The sequence below is a fragment of the Humisphaera borealis genome (assembly GCF_015169395.1).
GTDB classification, from domain to species: domain Bacteria; phylum Planctomycetota; class Phycisphaerae; order Tepidisphaerales; family Tepidisphaeraceae; genus Humisphaera; species Humisphaera borealis.
The window spans coordinates 1540395-1557375 of sequence record NZ_CP063458.1; the positions used below are offsets into that span (position 1 = coordinate 1540395).

A 16981-nucleotide genomic window follows, 5' to 3' on the forward strand; every position below is an offset into this window, starting at 1 on the left:
GAGCTACCGGAGCGTCGAAGGCATCCACGCGCAGTCGCAGCGTGCGCTCAACCGGCAATCCCTGCGAGCCGGCCGGTGCTGTCGGAGAAGTGCTCCTCCTTCACGCCGACGCCGTCGAGCATCGTCAGGAACAGGTTGGCCATGGGCGTTTCGACCGGCCACTTGATGCAACGGCCGGGCTTGACCAGGCCGCCGCCACCGCCGGCCAGCAGGACCGGCAGGTCGTGGCGGTCGTGCTTGTTCCCGTCGCGCAGGGGTGAACCGTAGAGCAGCAGGCAACGATCAAGGAGGGTGCCGCCCGCCTCGGGGATGGCTTTGAGCCGCCGCACCAGGTAGCCGAACTGCTCGGCGTAGAACGTATCGATCTTCTGCAACGCATCGAGGTTCTCGGGCCGGCCCTCGTGGTGCGAGTAATGGTGATGCGCCGACTGCACGCCGATGAACGGAAAGTTCCGGCTGCTGCCGCCGTTGGCGAGCATCAGGCTGATGATTCGCGTGCTGTCGGTCTGGTAGGCGAGCACCATCAGGTCGAGCATCACCTTGATGTGATCGGGGACGGCCGGCGGCGTGCCGGCGGGCATGCGGGTGCCCTCGGGCAGCGGCTTGGCCGGAATACGCTCGGCTGCCTGGATTTGCCGTTCGACCGCACGCACCGACTCGAGATACTCATCGACCTTCTGACGGTCGGCGCCGCCGACCGTGCGGTTCAGCGCGGCGGCGTCTTCACGGACGAGATCGAGGATGCTCGACCGCAGCATCCGCTCGCGGGCGGCGCGGCCGGCGTCGGTCGACTGCCGCGGGTCGCCGAACAAGCGTGCGAACGCCTGTCGCGAATTGGTTTCGGTCGGCACGGGAGACGTTGGCGTCCGCCAGGAGATGCAATTGCGATAGACGCCGGAGTAGCCGGCATCGCACATGCCCGGCGGGTTGGGCGGCTCGCACGCCAGTTCCAGCGACGGCAGCCGGGTCAGGTGTCCGACGCGCTGGGCAGCAAGCTGGTCGATGCTGACCCCGGCCCGCAGATCCTTGCCGAAACTCTTGCGGGCGTGGGCGGCGGTCAGGAAACTCGCGGTGGCGCGCGGGTGGTCGCCGCCGCCGTCGCCGTGGTCGCGGCCCTGGTCCAGCGTCAGCCCGCGGGTAAACAAGATCTGGTCCTTCACATCCTTCAGCACCGAGAGCGTCGGCGAGAGCGCGAAGTCGGCCCCGTCTCCTTCGATGTGCCATTTCCCGTGGTTCACGCCGTTCGGAACGTAGACGAAACCCAGCCGAACGGGCGGGCCGGCGGTCGGTGACGGCAGGTTTGCTGCAGCCCCGCTGGCGGCGGCGGCGATTGCCTGCAGCGGGGCCATCGACTCCAGCCACGGCAGCGAGACGGCGACACCAAGGCCGCGGAGCAGCGTGCGTCGGGAAAGGTGAGTGGGCATCTGGCTTACCTCGTGGGTTGGGTGGTGGCCGCGGCAGGCGGCGGGGTCTGGCGGTACCGGAACGGGCGGCTTTTGACGATCTCCACGACCAGGCGGTCCAGCCGATAACCGTCGCCGGCGGTCGCCTTGGCGGCCTCTTCGATGACTGATCGGTCCGATTCCTCGACGCCGCGCCCGAGGGCGAAGGTCAACAGCTTTTCGGCGGCGCACGCCGTGAACGCGTCGCGATCGGCCAGCATCATCTTCTTGAGCTCCAGTGGGCCGTTCAGGGGGCGGCCGTCGGGCAGAAGGCCCGCCGCGTCGACGAGAAGCTTGCCGTCCTTGTCGCGCCATCGGCCGACCGCGTCGTAGTTCTCCAGCGCGAAACCGAGTGGGTCCATCCGCTTGTGGCACGCCGCACACGACGCGGCCGAACGATGCTGATCCAGGCGTTGCTTGAGCGACACCTGCTGGGGTTTGCCGTCCTTCGAGACTTCCCCCGGCGGCAGCTCGCCGACATCGGGTGGCGGTGGAGGAGGCGGTGCCCCCAGGATGGCATCGAGCACCCATTTGCCCCGGCGGACCGGGCTGGTGCGGTCCGGGTGACTGGTGACGGCAAGCACGCCGGCCATTGTCAGCACGCCACCCCGCCGGGCGTCGGAAAGCTTCACCAGGCGCATCTCCTTCCCCTTCACGCCATCCAGCTTGTAGTGCTTCGCCAATTCCTCGTTCAGAAAGGTGTAGTCGGGGTCGAGCAGATCCGTCAGCGGCCGGCCGGTACGCAGGATGTGCTGAAAGAGCATCACGGGCTCGGCCCGCATCGCATCCTTCAGCACGGTGCCGAGCTTGCCGAACTGTTTCGGGTCGGGCTGCGGGAGCGTTTCAACGCCGCGAACCTGTAGCCACTGCGTGGCGAACGCCTCCCCGAGCACGTCGGCCCGGGGGTCGGCGATCATCCGCCGTGCCTGCTGCTCCAGGACGGCCGGGTCGGTCATCCGCCCTTCCGCGGCGACGCGGAGCAGTTCGGCATCGGGCATGCTCGACCAGATAAAGTAGCTCAGCCGGCTGGCCAGTTCGTATCCGTTCAGAGCGTAGTCGCCGCCGGGCGTCTGGGGCGGGCGGTCGGGCTCGATCCGATAGAGGAAATGCGGCGAGACGAGGATGGCAGTCAGCGGCACGCGGACGGCGGCCTCGAACGTCTCGCCATCAATATCGGCGGCATCGAACAGTTTCACATACCGCTCGACTTCCGCCGGCGTGACCGGGCGACGGAAGGCGCGGGTGGCAAACGCGGCGACCACCTCGCCCGCCGCCTGCCGCCGAGACTTTCCGCCCTCAGCCGGTTGGGCGACGAACACGGCTTTGTGGGTGGCCGGTGCGGTATCGCGGGCGATGCCGACCGGGCCGACCAATTCGAGGTAGCCAACGGTGAATCCGCCGTTCGCGCCGTCGGCCGGCTCGAAGTTCGGCTTGTTCTGCTCATGGAGGTAGGCAACGGCAACCTGCTGCGGCCCCTTGCCGAGCTTTACCCGCCGCTCGGTGCGGCTCGCCTTGCCCTCGCGCGTAAGCGTGAACTTTTCGAGCTTGCCGCCGTCGAGCATGTACGCCATCTGCGCCTGCTTACGGTTGGCCTGTTCGCTGACGATTTCGGCGCGGAGGAGGTAATCGCCGGGCTGGCGGATGTCGACGTCTGCCGACCACCCGCGCGGCGTCCAGAGACCGCCGGCGGCAGGATCGGCCCCGGCAAACGTGCCGATGCCGGTGACTCGCAGATCCTTGGCGTCAAACCGCCGGGTGCGCGGACCGTCAAACCCTTCGATCACGATCGCCCGATCGAGGATCTGCTCGGCGGCGAACAAGTATTGCTCCAGGTGAAGCGGCGAGACCGACAGCACGTCGCCGATGTTGTCGAAGCCGTAGCCGGCTCCGTCGGCGGGGAAATCGCGAGTGGGGTCGAACGTGAGCGGGTCGAACGTGACGCCGAGCAGATCGCGGATGGTGTTTCGGTATTCCAGCCGATTCAACCGCCGGGCGGTCACTCGACCGGCCGACGGCGTTGCCGTCGCGGCGATCCGGTCGAGGTTCCACTGCATCCATGCCAGAAGCGCCTCACGCTCGGCGGGCGTCGGCTGGGGGGCGTCCTCGGGCGGCATCTCCAACTGCCGAACCCGCCCGACGCCCTGCCGCCAGGCATGGGCGAACTCCGGCCGTGCCGGATCGTGCCCGACGGCGGCCAGGTTCAACTTTCCCTTGGTCTTCTTTTCGTTGTGACAGTCAGTGCAGTATTGCGTGAGCAGCGCACGTCCGCGGGTGACGTCCGGCCCGGCCGGCTCTTCGGCAATGTTCGGAGGCGGTGTCGCCGCGGGTGTCGACGTCGGTGTGTCGCCAGCGGCAGCGATCGCAATCAGGCTGATGCCGATCGTCAACGCGACGAAAGAGAGAAACGTTGAACGAGTTGAAATCTTCATCGCATCTCAATCCTCTTCGCGGGCCGGACCGGCCAGAAGTCAGCATTGCTGGCCCCCACCGGGATTTAGCCGCCAGCATCGAAGTATGACGAAAAAAGAGCCGCCCCGTTGCCGGCAACCGGCAGGCGGCGAGTCACGGAAGCGGTACGGCCACGATTCCGTACATCGAGTTGTGGAGCGGCGAGTTCGGGCCGAGCTTGACCTCCCCTGCAGCTAGCACCTCGCACCTCCAGACACTGAAGAGCAGGTCCACACTCTCTCCCGCACCTACGCCGAACCGCAGGTCGCGCATGTCCGGCGGCCCTTCGTCCAGGCCGACGTTCACCCCGGCGTTGATGAAGTCGCGGATCAGCCAGCCGGGGTTTGGCACCGGGGTCTGCTTATACAAGACGTACAAGGTTGCCGGTCGGGCCAGCGTGACGGTCAGTTCCAGGTCGGCTGCGTGCTTGTCGTCGTTGAATGTCATGACCAGGTCGCCGCCCCGAAGCGCCTCAGGCAGACCGCGGCGGTCGACGCCGTTCCATTGGTAGGGCCGATCGACATACGCCCGAGCGTCCTCGATAAACCCGCGACGTACGATCTGGTAGAACCGCGCATCGGCCGGGTCGCGGCGGTTGTCACGAACCGCAGCGATGACGGCACCGCTGTCGCCGCCGGTCGACAGGGACCAGTCCGCGGCGCCGGGCTGTCGCGCAACCGATGCGATACGATCCATCGTTCCGGCGGGCGTCACCCGAACGGCTTCGCCCCTGACAAGCCGGGTGGCGGTGCCGCCAGTTTGCGCGGTTGCTGAAGGGTGAGTCGCGACTTCGGGCGTAACTGCCGACTTCGGTGTCAGGTCAACCGCCCCGTCGAAGACGACCACCGCCGTCTCCCCGGCCGGGCCGACCTGCACGCCGAACTCGGTCCCCAGGTCGACGACCTGTGCACCCGGAGCGTCGACGACAAAGCCCTTGCCGGCAGGGCCGACCCGGGCGGTGATCTGGCCGAGAACGGCCTGCAGCCGCGCTGCCGAGACGAGCCGCAACCGCGCCGGCCCGGCAACCGTAACGACCGTGTCGCCGCGGGCGCTGAGTCGAAGTGTTCCGGACGCGATCGCGATGTCGCCTGGCACCAGCGCCGCCCCGACGGCAAGCGGAACCTGGCCATCGGCCCAGACCACGTCCCGAAGATCGACGACGTCGGCTACGGGTTCGGCGGCCGCGACTGATTGCGGAGGCGTCAGGCCGGACGGCCCGGGCCGTGTTGCGACGACGATCGCAACGGCCGCCGCCAGCAGGATGGCAGCCGCCGCCGCCCAGGCACGCGGCCGCCAGCCCGCCCGAAGCCCGGCGCTGACAGGAAAAATCTGCAACCGGTTCTCATCGGTACCAGTGCTGCTATCGCCCCCCATCACGCCCGCAGATACTCGCCCACTTCGCCACTCCAACAGTGCGTGGGCGCGAAGCTGGTCCAGGTACGAATCGAGCATGCTGGGGTCGGCTCGCAACCCCGCTCGGAGTCGGGCGACCGACTCCGGCGTCGCATCGCCCGACAGTGCGGCTTCCATCAGACTCCTGAGATCGACATCTGCTGGCGCGGCATCGGGAGTGTGTTCAGATCGGTCGGTTGGATCGGCTGGATCGGTGCTCATGCCGCACCTCCGGCCGACATCGTGCGTCGAATGCAGTCCATCAGAAGCTTCCGCACGCGGTAAAGCTCCGCCGCCGTCGCGTTCGCGGCTTTGCCGGCCCTGCGGGCGATCGACTCGACCGCCTGCCCGTCTCGATAGCGGGCGTCGAGCACTTGGCGCTGGTGCGGCGCAAGCTTGCTGACGCATCCGTCGAGTGCCTCCAGTTCTCGGTCGGCCGTCTCGTCCCGGCGACGGAGAACGTCGCTGACAGCATTCAGCAGTTCGTCGTCAAACACCAGCTTGTCGCGAGAGAGCCGCTTACGATGGGCCAGTACCTGGAAATACGCGATGCCGAACGCCCAGGGCAGAAACGGCCGCGACGGGTCGTACTCGGACGCCTTCTCCCAAAGGACGATGTTCGCCTCCTGAAGGACGTCCGCGGCTCCGGAACTGGTACCCAGCAACGTGCAGACATACGCATACAGCGCACTCTGGCACGCGGTGATCTCGCGTACGACGTGCGCCATCGATCGGCGTGTCTCGCCGGAGGTATCGTCGGTTACTGGTTTTGGCCGTTGAGTCATGTGCCTCAAATCGAGTAAGCCCTCCGGCACCGGATATGACGCGAAAAATTCCATCCAGCTGCACGATTTGGCTGTCAGGTCTTACCAGACATCGTGTCAACCAGCCGCAGGCTCGGCCGACGGGCAAGCTTCGCCGTTTGCCGGTATTTCTGCTACAACGCCGAGCATGGAAGAAGTGATCACGTTGCAGTTCGATGGCGGCAGCCGGGGGAACCCGGGGCCCGCGGGAATCGGGGTGGTGCTGCGGGCCGAAGACGGTACGCCAGTGGTCACGCTCGGCAGGTTTATTGGCCGGGCAACCAACAATGTCGCCGAGTACAAGGCGCTGATCACGGCACTGGAGCAGGCGAAGAAACTCGGCGCGAAGAAGATCATCGTTCGCGGCGACAGCGAATTGATCATCAAGCAGATGCGCGGCGAATACCGCGTGAAGAACCCCGACCTCAAGCAGCTTTATGACGAAGCGCAGCACCTGCTGGCGCATTTCGACAAGAGCAAGATCGAGCACAATTACCGCGAAGACAACACGCTCGCCGACAAGCTGGCCAACTTGGCGATGGACCGCAAGGCTGAGGTGACAGATGTCGACGACCCCGGCCCGGCTCCGAGCGTCTCGGCGTCGCGCCCCGGCGCTTCGCGACCGGCCCCAGCGCTGACAGGCAGCAGGTCGCCCGGCGTGGCGAACGCTGGTGGATCGCACGCGACCGCCAGCGCAGGAACTGCGGGTAGTGCCGCGACCAAGACCGAGGTCGGCTCGGTTCACACCTGCCCGCGCTGCGGCTGTTCGGTCAAAATCCTCCGCCCGTCCGGAAGTCCGCCGGAAAACCTGGGTCCCTTTAACTGTATTTGCGGCGTACGGATGAAAGCCGAGTGAAAAGTTGCCGATCTAGCACCGGCGGAAGATTGAAACCGCAGATTTCGCAGATTCCGCAGATTGCCGTTCGGTCCAACACGCTTCGATTCCTATCTGCGTAGTCTGCGAAATCTGCGGTTCCTACGATTGCTTTGCAGTCGAGTTGACCTCCGTGTTTCCGTGCCTCCGTGGTGCGCATTCGCCTTTCGCTCACGCCGAGAACGCCTCATGCCCGTTCGCTTCTGCATCGTCACGCCGTCGTACAACACGCGCAGGTACCTAGGTGCGTGCATCGACAGCGTGCTGGTGCAGAAGTACCCGCATCTCGACTACCTGATCATGGACGGCGGATCGACGGACGGCTCGGTCGAGCTGCTCAAGTCGTACGGCGATGGGGTCAACGTAATGCCCGGCAGCCCGCGCTGGATTTCCGCGCGCGACAAGGGGCAGAGCGATGCCATCAACCGTGGCTTCGCCCAGACATCGCCACGGACGGGCGATGAAATCCTCGGGTGGCTCAACTCCGATGACACACTGGCCCCCGGCACGCTCAAACACGTTGCCGGCGTGTTTGAAGCCAACCCCGATGTTGACGTCGTCTACGGTCAGGCAACCTACATCGACGCCCGCGGCAAGCACATCTCCAGGTGCACGCACATCGAGCCGTTCGATCGATATCGGCTGCTGCACATTTCCGATTTCATCGTGCAGCCGGCCACGTTCTTCCGCAGGCGTGCGTTCGATGCCGTCGGCGGTGTAGACGTGTCGCTCAACTGGATGATGGACTGGGACCTTTGGATCAAGTTCGCCAAGCGTGGCCTGAAGTTCGTCCATACGCCGAGGGTACTGGCGCACTTCCGCTGGCTCAGCGAGAACAAGACCGCCAGCGGCGGCACAAGACGGCTCGACGAGATCGACGCCTGCCTGGCCCGCCACGGCCTGCCCCGGCCGGCATTCGTGCAACTGGAGCGGTGCCACACCTACGCGGTCGATGCCGTGAAAGCCGCGACGCGCGGAAAACTGATCGCCAGCGGCAAATCGCTCGGCCAGATCGCAACGACGCTGATCAAGTGCCCGAACGCCGCGTTCAGTTTGCTGCATCCGCACACCTGGAGCGTCATCTGGACCGGACAGGTGCTGAGAGCCCGCGCCGCGGCGGCGGATCGACGAAGGGAAGCGTAAGAAGGGGAATCATCACGGAGACACGCAGGGCAACCTGCCGAATCGCGCGATGCGAGCAGTTGGTCAGTAGGGGCGGCCGCGGATACAGAAAAAGCCCGCTAGTGTCAGATCACGCGTGCGGCATGATGAGTCCAGCTGCCCTCCGTGTCTCCGTGCCTGCGTGGTGATCCATCGCCCTCCCTTGCCGGTTTGCCACATCCTCGCCAGAATCCATCCATGACCTTCAAGCTCGATCGCGACACCATCCGCTGGGGCATCATCGGCTGCGGCGACGTAACCGAAGTCAAAAGCGGGCCGGGGTTCCAGAAGGCGACGAACTCGGCGTTGGTCGCCGTCATGCGACGTTCGGGCGACAAAGCCGCCGACTACGCCAAACGGCACAACATCCCGCGCTGGTACGACGACGCGGCGAAGTTGATCGCCGACCCCGAGGTCGATGCCGTCTATATCGCGACTCCGCCGGGCTCGCACATGCAGTACACGCTTGAAGTGGCGGCCGCGGGGAAGCCGGTCTACGTCGAGAAACCCATGGCCCGCACGCACGATGAGTGCACGAAGATGGTCGAGGCCTGCAAGCGCGCAGGCGTGCCACTGTTCGTCGCGTACTACCGCCGGCGGCTGCCGCGCATTCTACGGGTCAAACAACTGATCGATTCCGGAGCGATCGGCGAGGTTCGGTTCGTGCAGCACACCCTCTTCCAACGCCCCAACGCCCAGGAGAAAACGCGCGACGCACTGCCCTGGCGCGTCATCCCCGAATTGGCCGGCGGCGGGCGGTTTCTCGACCTGGCGTCGCATGCGCTAGACGTGTTCGACTACCTGTTCGGCCCCGTCGCCGAGGCGACCGGCTGTGCCGCCAACCAGGCGAAACTGTACGACGCCGAGGACATCGTCACCGGCAACTGGGTGCATCAATCCGGCGTGATCGGCAGTTGCACGCTCTGCTTCACCACGTTCGATCGCATCGACCGCTGCGAGATCGTCGGCTCTAAAGGGGTGATCACGTTTCAGGTCATCGAAGGCGGCCCGATCGAAGTCTGGACGGCGGGCGGCAAGCAGCACTACGACGACCCCAATCCGCTGCACGTGCAGCAGCCGCTGATTCAGTCGGTGGTGGATGATTTGCGGGGCGTAGGAACGTGCCCCAGCACAGGCGAATCGGCCGCCCGGACGAGTTGGGTGATGGATCGGATGCTGGAGGAATACCGCGCTGGACGTCATCAGTGACACGGCCTTCCAGGCCGTGCGAGCGACGTTGAAGTCGGCAAATTGGTGAGGTTCCTACTACGGTACTTCGTGCACGGGCTGGAAGCCCGTGTCACTGATTGCCCAGCGCTTCCACCATCGCCGTGACTACCTTGTCGCGGGCCGACTTCAGTGTTCCCTCAATCCGAAGCCCCGACGCCCGCGCGTGACCGCCGCCGCCGAACTTTTCGGCGAAGCGGGCGACATCGACCTGGCCTTTGCTCCGCAAACTGACGCGGATCGCGCCGCCGTCTTTGGGTTCGGTCAGCAGGATCGATGCTTGGACCGTCTGGATCTGCAGCGGGATGTTGATCAGGTTCTCGGTGTCGGGGACGTCGGCGCGGGTTTCTTCGAAGTCGGATTTCCGCACCTGCATGACTGCCAGTCGGCCGTCGGCGAGCAGTTCCAGGGACTGCTGGGCGCGGGTTTGCAGCGCCACCCGTTCCGCCCGTTCGTTCTGGAACAGAAGCTGATACATCTTGTCGGTATCGACCCCCACTTCCATCAGCCGGGCCGCAAGCCGCAGGGTGTAGGGCCGGGTGTTGGCGAACTGGAACCACCCGGTGTCGCTGGCGATCGCCAGGAAGATCGCCGAGCCGATGTTGGTATCGATCGGAATGTCCCACTGGTCGAGCAGTTCCGCGACGATCTCCCCCGCGGCCGAGGCTTCGGTGATGACCAGTTTCGTCGTCGCCCAGTCCTCCTGTGTCAGGTGATGGTCGATGACGAGCTTGGGCACCTTCCAGTTGAGAATACGGTCTTTCAGTCCCGGCAACTGCGACCAGGTGCCGGTGTCGCAGGAGACGAATGCGTCAAAGCGGGAGAGGTCATTGAGCTTCTCGGGCCACCCCTTGTCCGCGTCGTGACAGATGATCTTGTTGGTCTCGACGACGAACGCGTATTTGCGCGGCAGCTTCGACAGGACGAGCAACTCGGCATCGATCCCCACCTTGCGAAGTCCCAGAATCAGCGCGACGCAAGTGCCCAGGGCATCTCCATCGGGGCGCACATGTGTGGTGACCAGAATCCGCTTGCAGCGCGACGCCACTTCGATGATCGCGCGGTAGGGGTCGAGGGTGGAGGGGGTTGCTGTCATGACGTCGTGATGAGTTTCGATTCGCAATCGCGCTCTCGAAGTCGTCTGCGGTCTCGCTAAACACCGAGGCAGACTGCGTGAAGTATCGTCAACGCTTGCATTTGTGGAAGGGCTACAATCATTGTTCGCGCCGCGTTGGGCCTGCAATGCGCCGGATGACCCCAATGTCCTTCGCAATCTGTGCCTTCAGCGCGTCGATCCCCGGAAGTTTCCACTGCTCGCGGACCCAGTCGATCACCTCGACCGACAGGTGCTGACCGTAGATATCCCCGTCGAAGTCGAGAATGTGGGCTTCGACCTGTCTCTTGTTCTCCCCGAACGTGGGCATCGTACCGATGCTTAAAGCGACGGGATGCGATTGCCCCCCGATCGTGCAACTTGCCGCGTAGACGCCGTCCGTGGGAACCATGAGATCGGCGCAGTCGAGGTTCGCGGTGGGGATGCCGATGGTTCGGCCGCGCTGGTGACCTTTCACCACCGGCCCTTCCAGGACGTAGGGACGACCGAGGCAGGTCGTGGCGTCCCGCATTCGGCCTGCATCGACCAGAAACCGCACGAGCGAGCTACTGAGCGGCGCAATCTGTTTATCGACCATCGCCGTCTCGATAGGTTCAACGACATGAAGCGTGACGCTTGTTCCCTGGGACCATTCGCGCAACTTCGGCACCGTTCCGCCACGGGCCTTGCCGAAGGTGAACGATTCCCCTTCGACCAGGTGCGCCACGCGCGATTCGTCTTTCAGGATCGCCCAGAACGCTTCGGCACTGAGCCCCAGCACATCGGGCGTCGGGGCGAGGACGACGTAGTCATCAACCCCCAGGTCGGCAATCAGCCGCTGCTTCGTCGCGGGCATGGTCAGGCGGGGAGGGGCGAGTTCGGGCCTCAGGACAGTGAGTGGGTGCGGTTCAAACGTAACGATCGCAACCTTGCCCGACGGCGAACGAGGCCGCAGCGCGTTACAGGTCGCGATGATGTGCTGGTGCCCGAGGTGGACGCCGTCAAAGTTCCCGATGGTCACCGCCGAGCCTGGCGGCAGCGATCGCAGCCCGTCTAAACCTTCCCTTACGTTCACCTGCGTTTGCTCCTTTGATCTTTCGCGTTTCCTGACCGGCGCAATCTACTATAATGCGAGCGTGGGGACACCTACCCGACAGTCTTGAAGCTTCTGGAACAAGAGGTCACGCGATGCGACGGTTCTCGAACGTAGCGATCGGTCCGGTGGTCCTGATGCTCGCGCTGACGTTCGCCATGCAACGCGCGGGCTACGCCCAGGTGGCCGACACGCGAAAGATCGGGTTCGTCTGCCACATGACCAACGACGCGACGGCGAAGGTGGTGAAGAAGGAACTGGCCCGGTTCATCAGTGCACTCCGGCCGACGCAATCGTTTGATGTCATCGTCGTCACCGAGAAAGGCGACGCCGCCGGCTACGCGAAGGACGGTGTTCCCGTCGCCGCGACCGACGACAACAAGCGGCTGGTGCTGCAATTCCTTGAGACCGTGAAACCCACCAGGAGCGACAATCCCATCGCCGCGATGAAGCTGGCACTGGGACGCAAATACACCCTGCTCTACTTTCTGACCGATGCGCCGACGCTGCACAAGGACTTTACCGAACCGAAGATCACCGCGCTGAATGTGAACAAGATCAGGATTTCCACGCTGCTGTTCGAGACGTTCACCAAGCCGACCGAAGCGATGCTGATCTCGATCGCCGAGAAGAACGCTGGTCACTTCCGCTATATCCGGGCGAGCGATTCGAATTAATGTGCGACGGCCACGATAGCCTTGACCTGAGCATGAGGAGTTACGCCATGAGAGCAAAGCTGTTACCCCAATCCGTCCTACGGACACTGGCTGTCGCTGTGGCGATGCTTCCGGCGTTGTCTGCGCTTTCGGCCGTCAAGACGCAGGACGTGACGTACACCGTCGACAAGACTCCGTACGTCGGTTTCCTGGCGTACGACGACGCGAACGACGCGAAACGCCCCGGCATTCTCATCGGCCCCGAATGGGTCGGCCTGAACGACTACGCCCGCGGCCGCGCGAAACAACTGGCCGAGATGGGCTATGTCGCGTTCGTGTTCGATCCCTACGGCGGCGGGAAGAACGCCGCCGACGTCAAGCAATCCGCAGAGTGGTCCGGGGCGCTCAAGGCCGACCGGCCGGAGCTACGCAAACGCATCACGGCGGCCCTGGAAACGTTGAAGAAGCAGGACCGCGTCGATGCAAAGAAGATCGCCGCGATCGGCTACTGCTTCGGCGGAACGACGGTCCTTGAACTGGCCCGCAGCGGTGCCGACGTGCAAGGCGTCGTCAGCTTTCATGGCGGCCTCTCCACCACCCTGCCCGCCAAGGCCGGCGAACTGAAGGCAAAGGTTCTGGTTTGCCACGGCGCAATCGACCCGTTCGTCCCGCCGGCGGAGGTCGCCGCGTTCGAAAAGGAAATGCAGGACGCCAAGGCCGATTGGCAGCTCGTCAGCTACGGCAACGCGGTGCATTCGTTCACCAACCCGGCGGCGAAGGGGGAGATTCCGGGGGCACAATATGACGAGAAAGCGGACAAGCGGTCCTGGGAGGCGATGACTACGTTCCTAAGGGAGGCATTTACGCCCGGAACTTCTGTTCTTGTGCCGGAAGGTCCCAACGGAGCGGTATTCGCTGACGGAAAGCGGGCCCGCACCGTGATCTTCATCTGCGATGGCAGCGGAACAATGGTAGTCAAGCTTCAACATCTCAAGGTCGCGCTGTCGCAGGCCGTCGACGCTCTGCATGACGACCAGCAGATGATGAACGTGATTTTCTTCAGTGATGGAACGGCAACCGCGTTCGATTCTCGCGCCAACGTTATTGTAAACGCCGCAACAAAGGCTCAGGCCAAGGCGTTCATCGAGAATGCCTCTTCACGCGGATCATCTGAACCGTTTGCGGCGGTTCGCAGTGCGGCACGGCTGTCGGCCGATCTCGTATACTTCCTGGCCGATGGTGAAATGGAGATTCCAGGCACTCCAAATCTTGTGATTGATGAATTTGCTCGCGCCAACTTCCATCCGATGACGCGAGTTAACACAATCCTGTTTGAGAACAAAGAGCCAGGATCGGAGCGGGCGCTGAAGGAAATCGCAGCCAAATACAATGGCACCTACCGGTACATACCGCCGAACGACTGAAGATATGCTCGCAATGAAGACGCTGTTGGAAGGTTGTGCGGTGATGGGCGCGTCAGCATTCGCATGGCGAAGGATCTCGGGCAGTTTTCGGTGGTTGATCGACGACGAGGTCGAATGAGGCCGAGCATCGACGTAACCAATTTCAGTTGAATTGCAGGATGAGTGCTTCGTAGAATCGAAGGCAAGAGAAACGCTACTATGCCAATGACCCGCAACCAAATCCTTCTGGAAGCCCAAAGCCTCTCGGCCGAAGATCGGAATGCCCTGATCGAGGACTTAAGGCAATCGGGCGAAGATTTCACCCCGGAACAACTCGCCGAAGCGCGTCGACGCATCGAGGCCGTGGATCGGGGCGAGCTCGGCACTTTGCCCGGTGAGCAGGTCATGCAGGAAGTGCTTCAATCCCTGAGGCGGCGATGACGCATCGCTTCAACCTGAAGGCACGGGAAGAGTTCAAGAACGCCTGCGATTTCTATAATGATCAGAAACCAGGGCTGGGGTATGAATTTGCGATGGAGGTGGGCCTCGCCATCGCAGTGATTCGCGACGCGCCAAACCGATGGCCATTGATTGACCGGGGTATTCACAAGTACAGGCTCGACAGATTCCCCTACGGAATTCTCTATCGCATCTTGGATGCACAGCTTTTCGAAATCGTGGCCGTGTTCGACCTGCGTGCAGAGCCAGGAAGTTGGCGTTAAACGGCGGTCGAGCGACCCCTCACTCCGGCGACGGCAACTCCCCAATAAACTCTGCCAACTGCGTCGCCGTCGGCGATACGCCTGTCCGCACGTAGTAGCCGCTCGTCGCCGTGCCGACGCAGAGGCTTTCTTCCAGGTCCAGCCCGAGCATTCGGCCGAGGCAGAAGCCGCCGTTGAAATGGTCGCCGGCGCCGGTGCTGATCTTGGGTTCCTTGATGAACGGCCCGGCGAAGGTGCCGTGCTCGCCGGCTGTTGCTGCCGCCGCGCCTCGCCGCGGGTGAACGACCACGCAGTGCAGGTTCAGCTTCTCGCGGATGCGCTGCGCCGTCTGCACAATCTGCATCTCGGCGTCCCCCTTCACGGGCACCCCGATCACTTCGGCGATCGTGCTTGCTTCCTTTAGGTTCAGCCCCAGCGTCACGTCGACGATCCCCTGGTACTTGGTCAGCGTGTTCATCGCGTGCAGGATGTCGGCGTGCGTGCGCTTCTCGGGGTCGCACAGGTCGATGAACAGGCTGCGCTTCTTGCCCGTGCGATTCGGCACGCCAAGGGCCAGGCTCTTTTCCCAGATCTCGCCGAGGAACGGCAGCATCACCCAGTTGACCATGCCGACCAGATCGGCTTGCTCCAGCAGTTCCACCCAGCGGTCCTGGCCGACGCGGGACATCAGGTTGTCCCAGTTGATGTCGCCCATCTCCTTGGTGTACTTGCCGAGCATCAGCTTGCCGTCTTCGAACTCCAGCGCATCGGTGTGCCCCGGCTCGCCGAGGGAGATGACATTGGCGTGCTCGGCCATCTCTGAAAAGACGCTGTGAATGGTCGGAAAGCCGACCGCACCAACATAGGTCACGCCCACGCCGGCCGCGGCCAGCGCGTTGGCCATGATCGGGCCGTTCCCGCCGAGCTTCATCCGCTTGACCATCAGCTCGAAGTTCATGCTCTTGCCGGCGGCGGCAGAGACCTTCTGGCCGAGCAGTTCGATGGTCGGAATGGCGTCGTACGCCTCGTGGCTGTGGCGCTTGTCGACGACGGCAATGATCTCGTCGACAAACCCGTCCAGGCCGATGACCGCCTTCTTCCCGGCGAGCGACGGGATCGCGGCGGCAAGCTTCTGACTGGCGGACGCACAGATGGATTCACGGGGCTTTGACATGGTTGTGATTTGTAGGGCGGGGACTGCCCGCCATAGAGAGCTCTCAGTGCGGTGAGGCAATTACTTTTGCATCAGATTCGTTTGGAAACGCGCGACGACGCACCCGCGATTCCATCGGCGGGGCCGTGCCCGCCCTACTTCGCGCCGCCCTGGGGCATACGGCTGATTCCCTCGACCGCGGCCGGACGCGCCGGCATCGCCGTGTAGGTCGGCTCGTAGGTCAGCGTGGAATACTTCTCTTTCGTGCCCGGCGGGTTCTTGATGAACGTGAACGGGAACACCACCGACTGCACCACAAACGCCAGCGGACTGGCGACGAAGCCCTGATCGGCCCGCTGATCCTTCGTGGTCTGATAATCGTAAGGGAAGCGGTTTTTGAATGCCTCGAGCGTGCTGTTGGCAAACTCGGCGTCCTGCTGCGGCCAGGTGCGGATCGCCATCGCATCGTCCTGAACGATGTCGTCGTTGGCGGCCTCGGCGGGGCGCTTGTACTTCAAGTTGCACCCGGCGATGGCAGGTATCACGCCAGCCAACGCCAGCAAAGCCAGCGACCGGCGGCCGCGAACCAGGGTCGAATTACGGATTGAAGACATTGTTCAGGTCCTTTTTAAGGCCGTCTCGATCGAAGGATGGATCGCCCTTCTTCGGTTCAGTATCGGGTTTGGCGGGCGACATCCCGTAGTTCCAGGGGTCCGACAGGGCCCGATCTGCGGCTGTCGGACGTGTGGTCGCCGAGGAATCCGAGCAGCCGACCATCACGGGGAGAAGATAGAGGATGGGCGATAGAAGATAGAGGATCGCTCTTTCAGACGAGGCCGGCGTGCGACCCGCGATTGGCCCTCCTCGATCGTCCATTCTCAATCCTCGACCTTCGAAATCGCTCAGATGCCCGCGATACGGCACGCGGCCTTCGACGCCTTCGGGTACCAGTTTGCCACGATCGTTCACGTTGCCTTGGCCGTAGCGGTCGGCCGAGCCGACGCCCATCGCGCCCATGCTACCCATGCCGCGGTAGGCTGTGTAGCGCCTTCCATGCTCCGAACGCCAGCTTTCCCGCTACGACGTTGAGTCGCGCGACCAGGTCATCGTCAATATCCCCGCGACCACGATAAGGCCAACTTCCTTTCGCACATCGCCTTCTGTCGTTGGTCATTCATTCATTCATTCATTCATTCAAGAAGCCAACTGGTGAAACCGTAGTACCGACCTCACGCACCACTTCCTCGACACGTCCCTCGTCAAACTTCACGGCAACGTGAAACGTTGAACTATTCGGAACGAGGTATAACCAGACGTTCTCTCTCGCGCGATTGGCGGGACCCAAAATGTATGCTACTTCGCCGTAGGTCATGCCGGGGCGAACACGATCCACCATGGCTCTCACAGCGCCGTTGTCCTGGCGATTTTGTGCCGAACGCCAACTCTGCCACTGCGTCGTTGAACCGCGTGCCCAAACCACAGAGAGCACCGCTGTCACGACGACAAATCTGAACACATGCCGCATTCGCCGATCT

16 protein-coding genes and 1 pseudogene are annotated in these 16981 nt (G+C 63.6%); 7 read left to right on the forward strand and 10 right to left on the reverse strand.

What is annotated here, in order from left to right; genetic code table 11:
• Positions 1-47: 47 nt before the first annotated feature.
• The 4 genes from IPV69_RS05685 to IPV69_RS05700 all read right to left on the reverse strand — a co-directional run bounded on the left by IPV69_RS05685 (position 48) and on the right by IPV69_RS05700 (position 6010).
• Positions 48-1424 (reverse strand): DUF1552 domain-containing protein, encoded by a 1377-nt coding sequence (locus IPV69_RS05685; protein WP_206293951.1) that lies wholly within the window; start codon positions 1422-1424, stop codon positions 48-50.
• 5 nt (positions 1425-1429) lie between these two features.
• Positions 1430-3871, reverse strand: a complete 2442-nt coding sequence (locus IPV69_RS05690; protein ID WP_206293952.1) for a DUF1592 domain-containing protein — start codon at positions 3869-3871, stop codon at positions 1430-1432.
• Between the two features lie 133 nt (positions 3872-4004).
• The gene (locus IPV69_RS05695) at positions 4005-5504 is read right to left on the reverse strand and encodes a FecR domain-containing protein (RefSeq protein WP_206293953.1); all 1500 of its coding nucleotides are present in this window, start codon (positions 5502-5504) and stop codon (positions 4005-4007) included.
• The gene (locus IPV69_RS05700) at positions 5501-6010 is read right to left on the reverse strand and encodes a sigma-70 family RNA polymerase sigma factor (RefSeq protein ID WP_206293954.1); all 510 of its coding nucleotides are present in this window, start codon (positions 6008-6010) and stop codon (positions 5501-5503) included. Before IPV69_RS05700 ends, IPV69_RS05695 begins: the two co-directional genes overlap by 4 nt.
• 223 nt (positions 6011-6233) lie before the next feature.
• Here IPV69_RS05700 and IPV69_RS05705 point away from each other — a divergent pair, with 223 nt between their 5' ends.
• The 3 genes from IPV69_RS05705 to IPV69_RS05715 all read left to right on the forward strand — a co-directional run bounded on the left by IPV69_RS05705 (position 6234) and on the right by IPV69_RS05715 (position 9329).
• Positions 6234-6941, forward strand: a complete 708-nt coding sequence (locus IPV69_RS05705; protein WP_206293955.1) for a ribonuclease HI family protein — start codon at positions 6234-6236, stop codon at positions 6939-6941.
• A gap of 207 nt (positions 6942-7148) precedes the next feature.
• Positions 7149-8102, forward strand: a complete 954-nt coding sequence (locus tag IPV69_RS05710) for a glycosyltransferase family 2 protein (RefSeq protein WP_206293956.1) — start codon at positions 7149-7151, stop codon at positions 8100-8102.
• A gap of 216 nt (positions 8103-8318) precedes the next feature.
• A complete protein-coding gene (locus IPV69_RS05715; protein ID WP_206293957.1) occupies positions 8319-9329 on the forward strand; it encodes a Gfo/Idh/MocA family protein in 1011 nt (336 codons plus the stop codon).
• Positions 9330-9420: 91 nt separating this feature from the next.
• On the opposite strand, the gene IPV69_RS05720 is transcribed toward IPV69_RS05715, so the two are convergent.
• Positions 9421-10443: a DHH family phosphoesterase gene (locus tag IPV69_RS05720; protein WP_206293958.1), complete on the reverse strand. Its 1023-nt coding sequence runs from the start codon at positions 10441-10443 to the stop codon at positions 9421-9423.
• A 118-nt stretch (positions 10444-10561) separates the two neighbouring features.
• On the reverse strand, positions 10562-11515 hold the full coding sequence (ribF, locus tag IPV69_RS05725; RefSeq protein ID WP_206293959.1) for a riboflavin biosynthesis protein RibF: 954 nt from the start codon (positions 11513-11515) through the stop codon (positions 10562-10564).
• A 113-nt stretch (positions 11516-11628) separates the two neighbouring features.
• Here ribF and IPV69_RS05730 point away from each other — a divergent pair, with 113 nt between their 5' ends.
• The 4 genes from IPV69_RS05730 (at position 11629) to IPV69_RS05745 (ending at position 14314) form a co-directional block, all read left to right on the forward strand.
• Positions 11629-12210 (forward strand): hypothetical protein, encoded by a 582-nt coding sequence (locus tag IPV69_RS05730; protein WP_206293960.1) that lies wholly within the window; start codon positions 11629-11631, stop codon positions 12208-12210.
• A gap of 47 nt (positions 12211-12257) precedes the next feature.
• Positions 12258-13613: a dienelactone hydrolase family protein gene (locus tag IPV69_RS05735; protein ID WP_206293961.1), complete on the forward strand. Its 1356-nt coding sequence runs from the start codon at positions 12258-12260 to the stop codon at positions 13611-13613.
• A 204-nt stretch (positions 13614-13817) separates the two neighbouring features.
• Complete coding sequence (locus IPV69_RS05740; protein WP_206293962.1) at positions 13818-14033, forward strand: addiction module protein; 216 nt, start codon at positions 13818-13820, stop codon at positions 14031-14033.
• Entirely contained in the window at positions 14030-14314 is a 285-nt protein-coding gene (locus tag IPV69_RS05745; protein ID WP_206293963.1) for a hypothetical protein, read from the forward strand. Before IPV69_RS05740 ends, IPV69_RS05745 begins: the two co-directional genes overlap by 4 nt.
• A 19-nt stretch (positions 14315-14333) precedes the next feature.
• Here the strand turns inward: IPV69_RS05745 and IPV69_RS05750 are convergent, their stop codons facing one another.
• The 4 genes and pseudogenes from IPV69_RS05750 to IPV69_RS05765 form a co-directional block, all read right to left on the reverse strand.
• Positions 14334-15467, reverse strand: coding sequence for a PfkB family carbohydrate kinase (locus tag IPV69_RS05750; protein WP_206293964.1), 1134 nt, complete (start codon positions 15465-15467; stop codon positions 14334-14336).
• A gap of 134 nt (positions 15468-15601) precedes the next feature.
• A complete protein-coding gene (locus IPV69_RS05755) occupies positions 15602-16060 on the reverse strand; it encodes a hypothetical protein (protein WP_206293965.1) in 459 nt (152 codons plus the stop codon).
• Positions 16061-16343: 283 nt separating this feature from the next.
• Positions 16344-16499, reverse strand: a pseudogene (locus tag IPV69_RS27855) (IMP dehydrogenase); the annotation flags it as partial.
• A 133-nt stretch (positions 16500-16632) separates the two neighbouring features.
• Positions 16633-16971, reverse strand: a complete 339-nt coding sequence (locus IPV69_RS05765) for a hypothetical protein (RefSeq protein ID WP_206293967.1) — start codon at positions 16969-16971, stop codon at positions 16633-16635.
• Between the last annotated feature and the right edge of the window lie 10 nt (positions 16972-16981).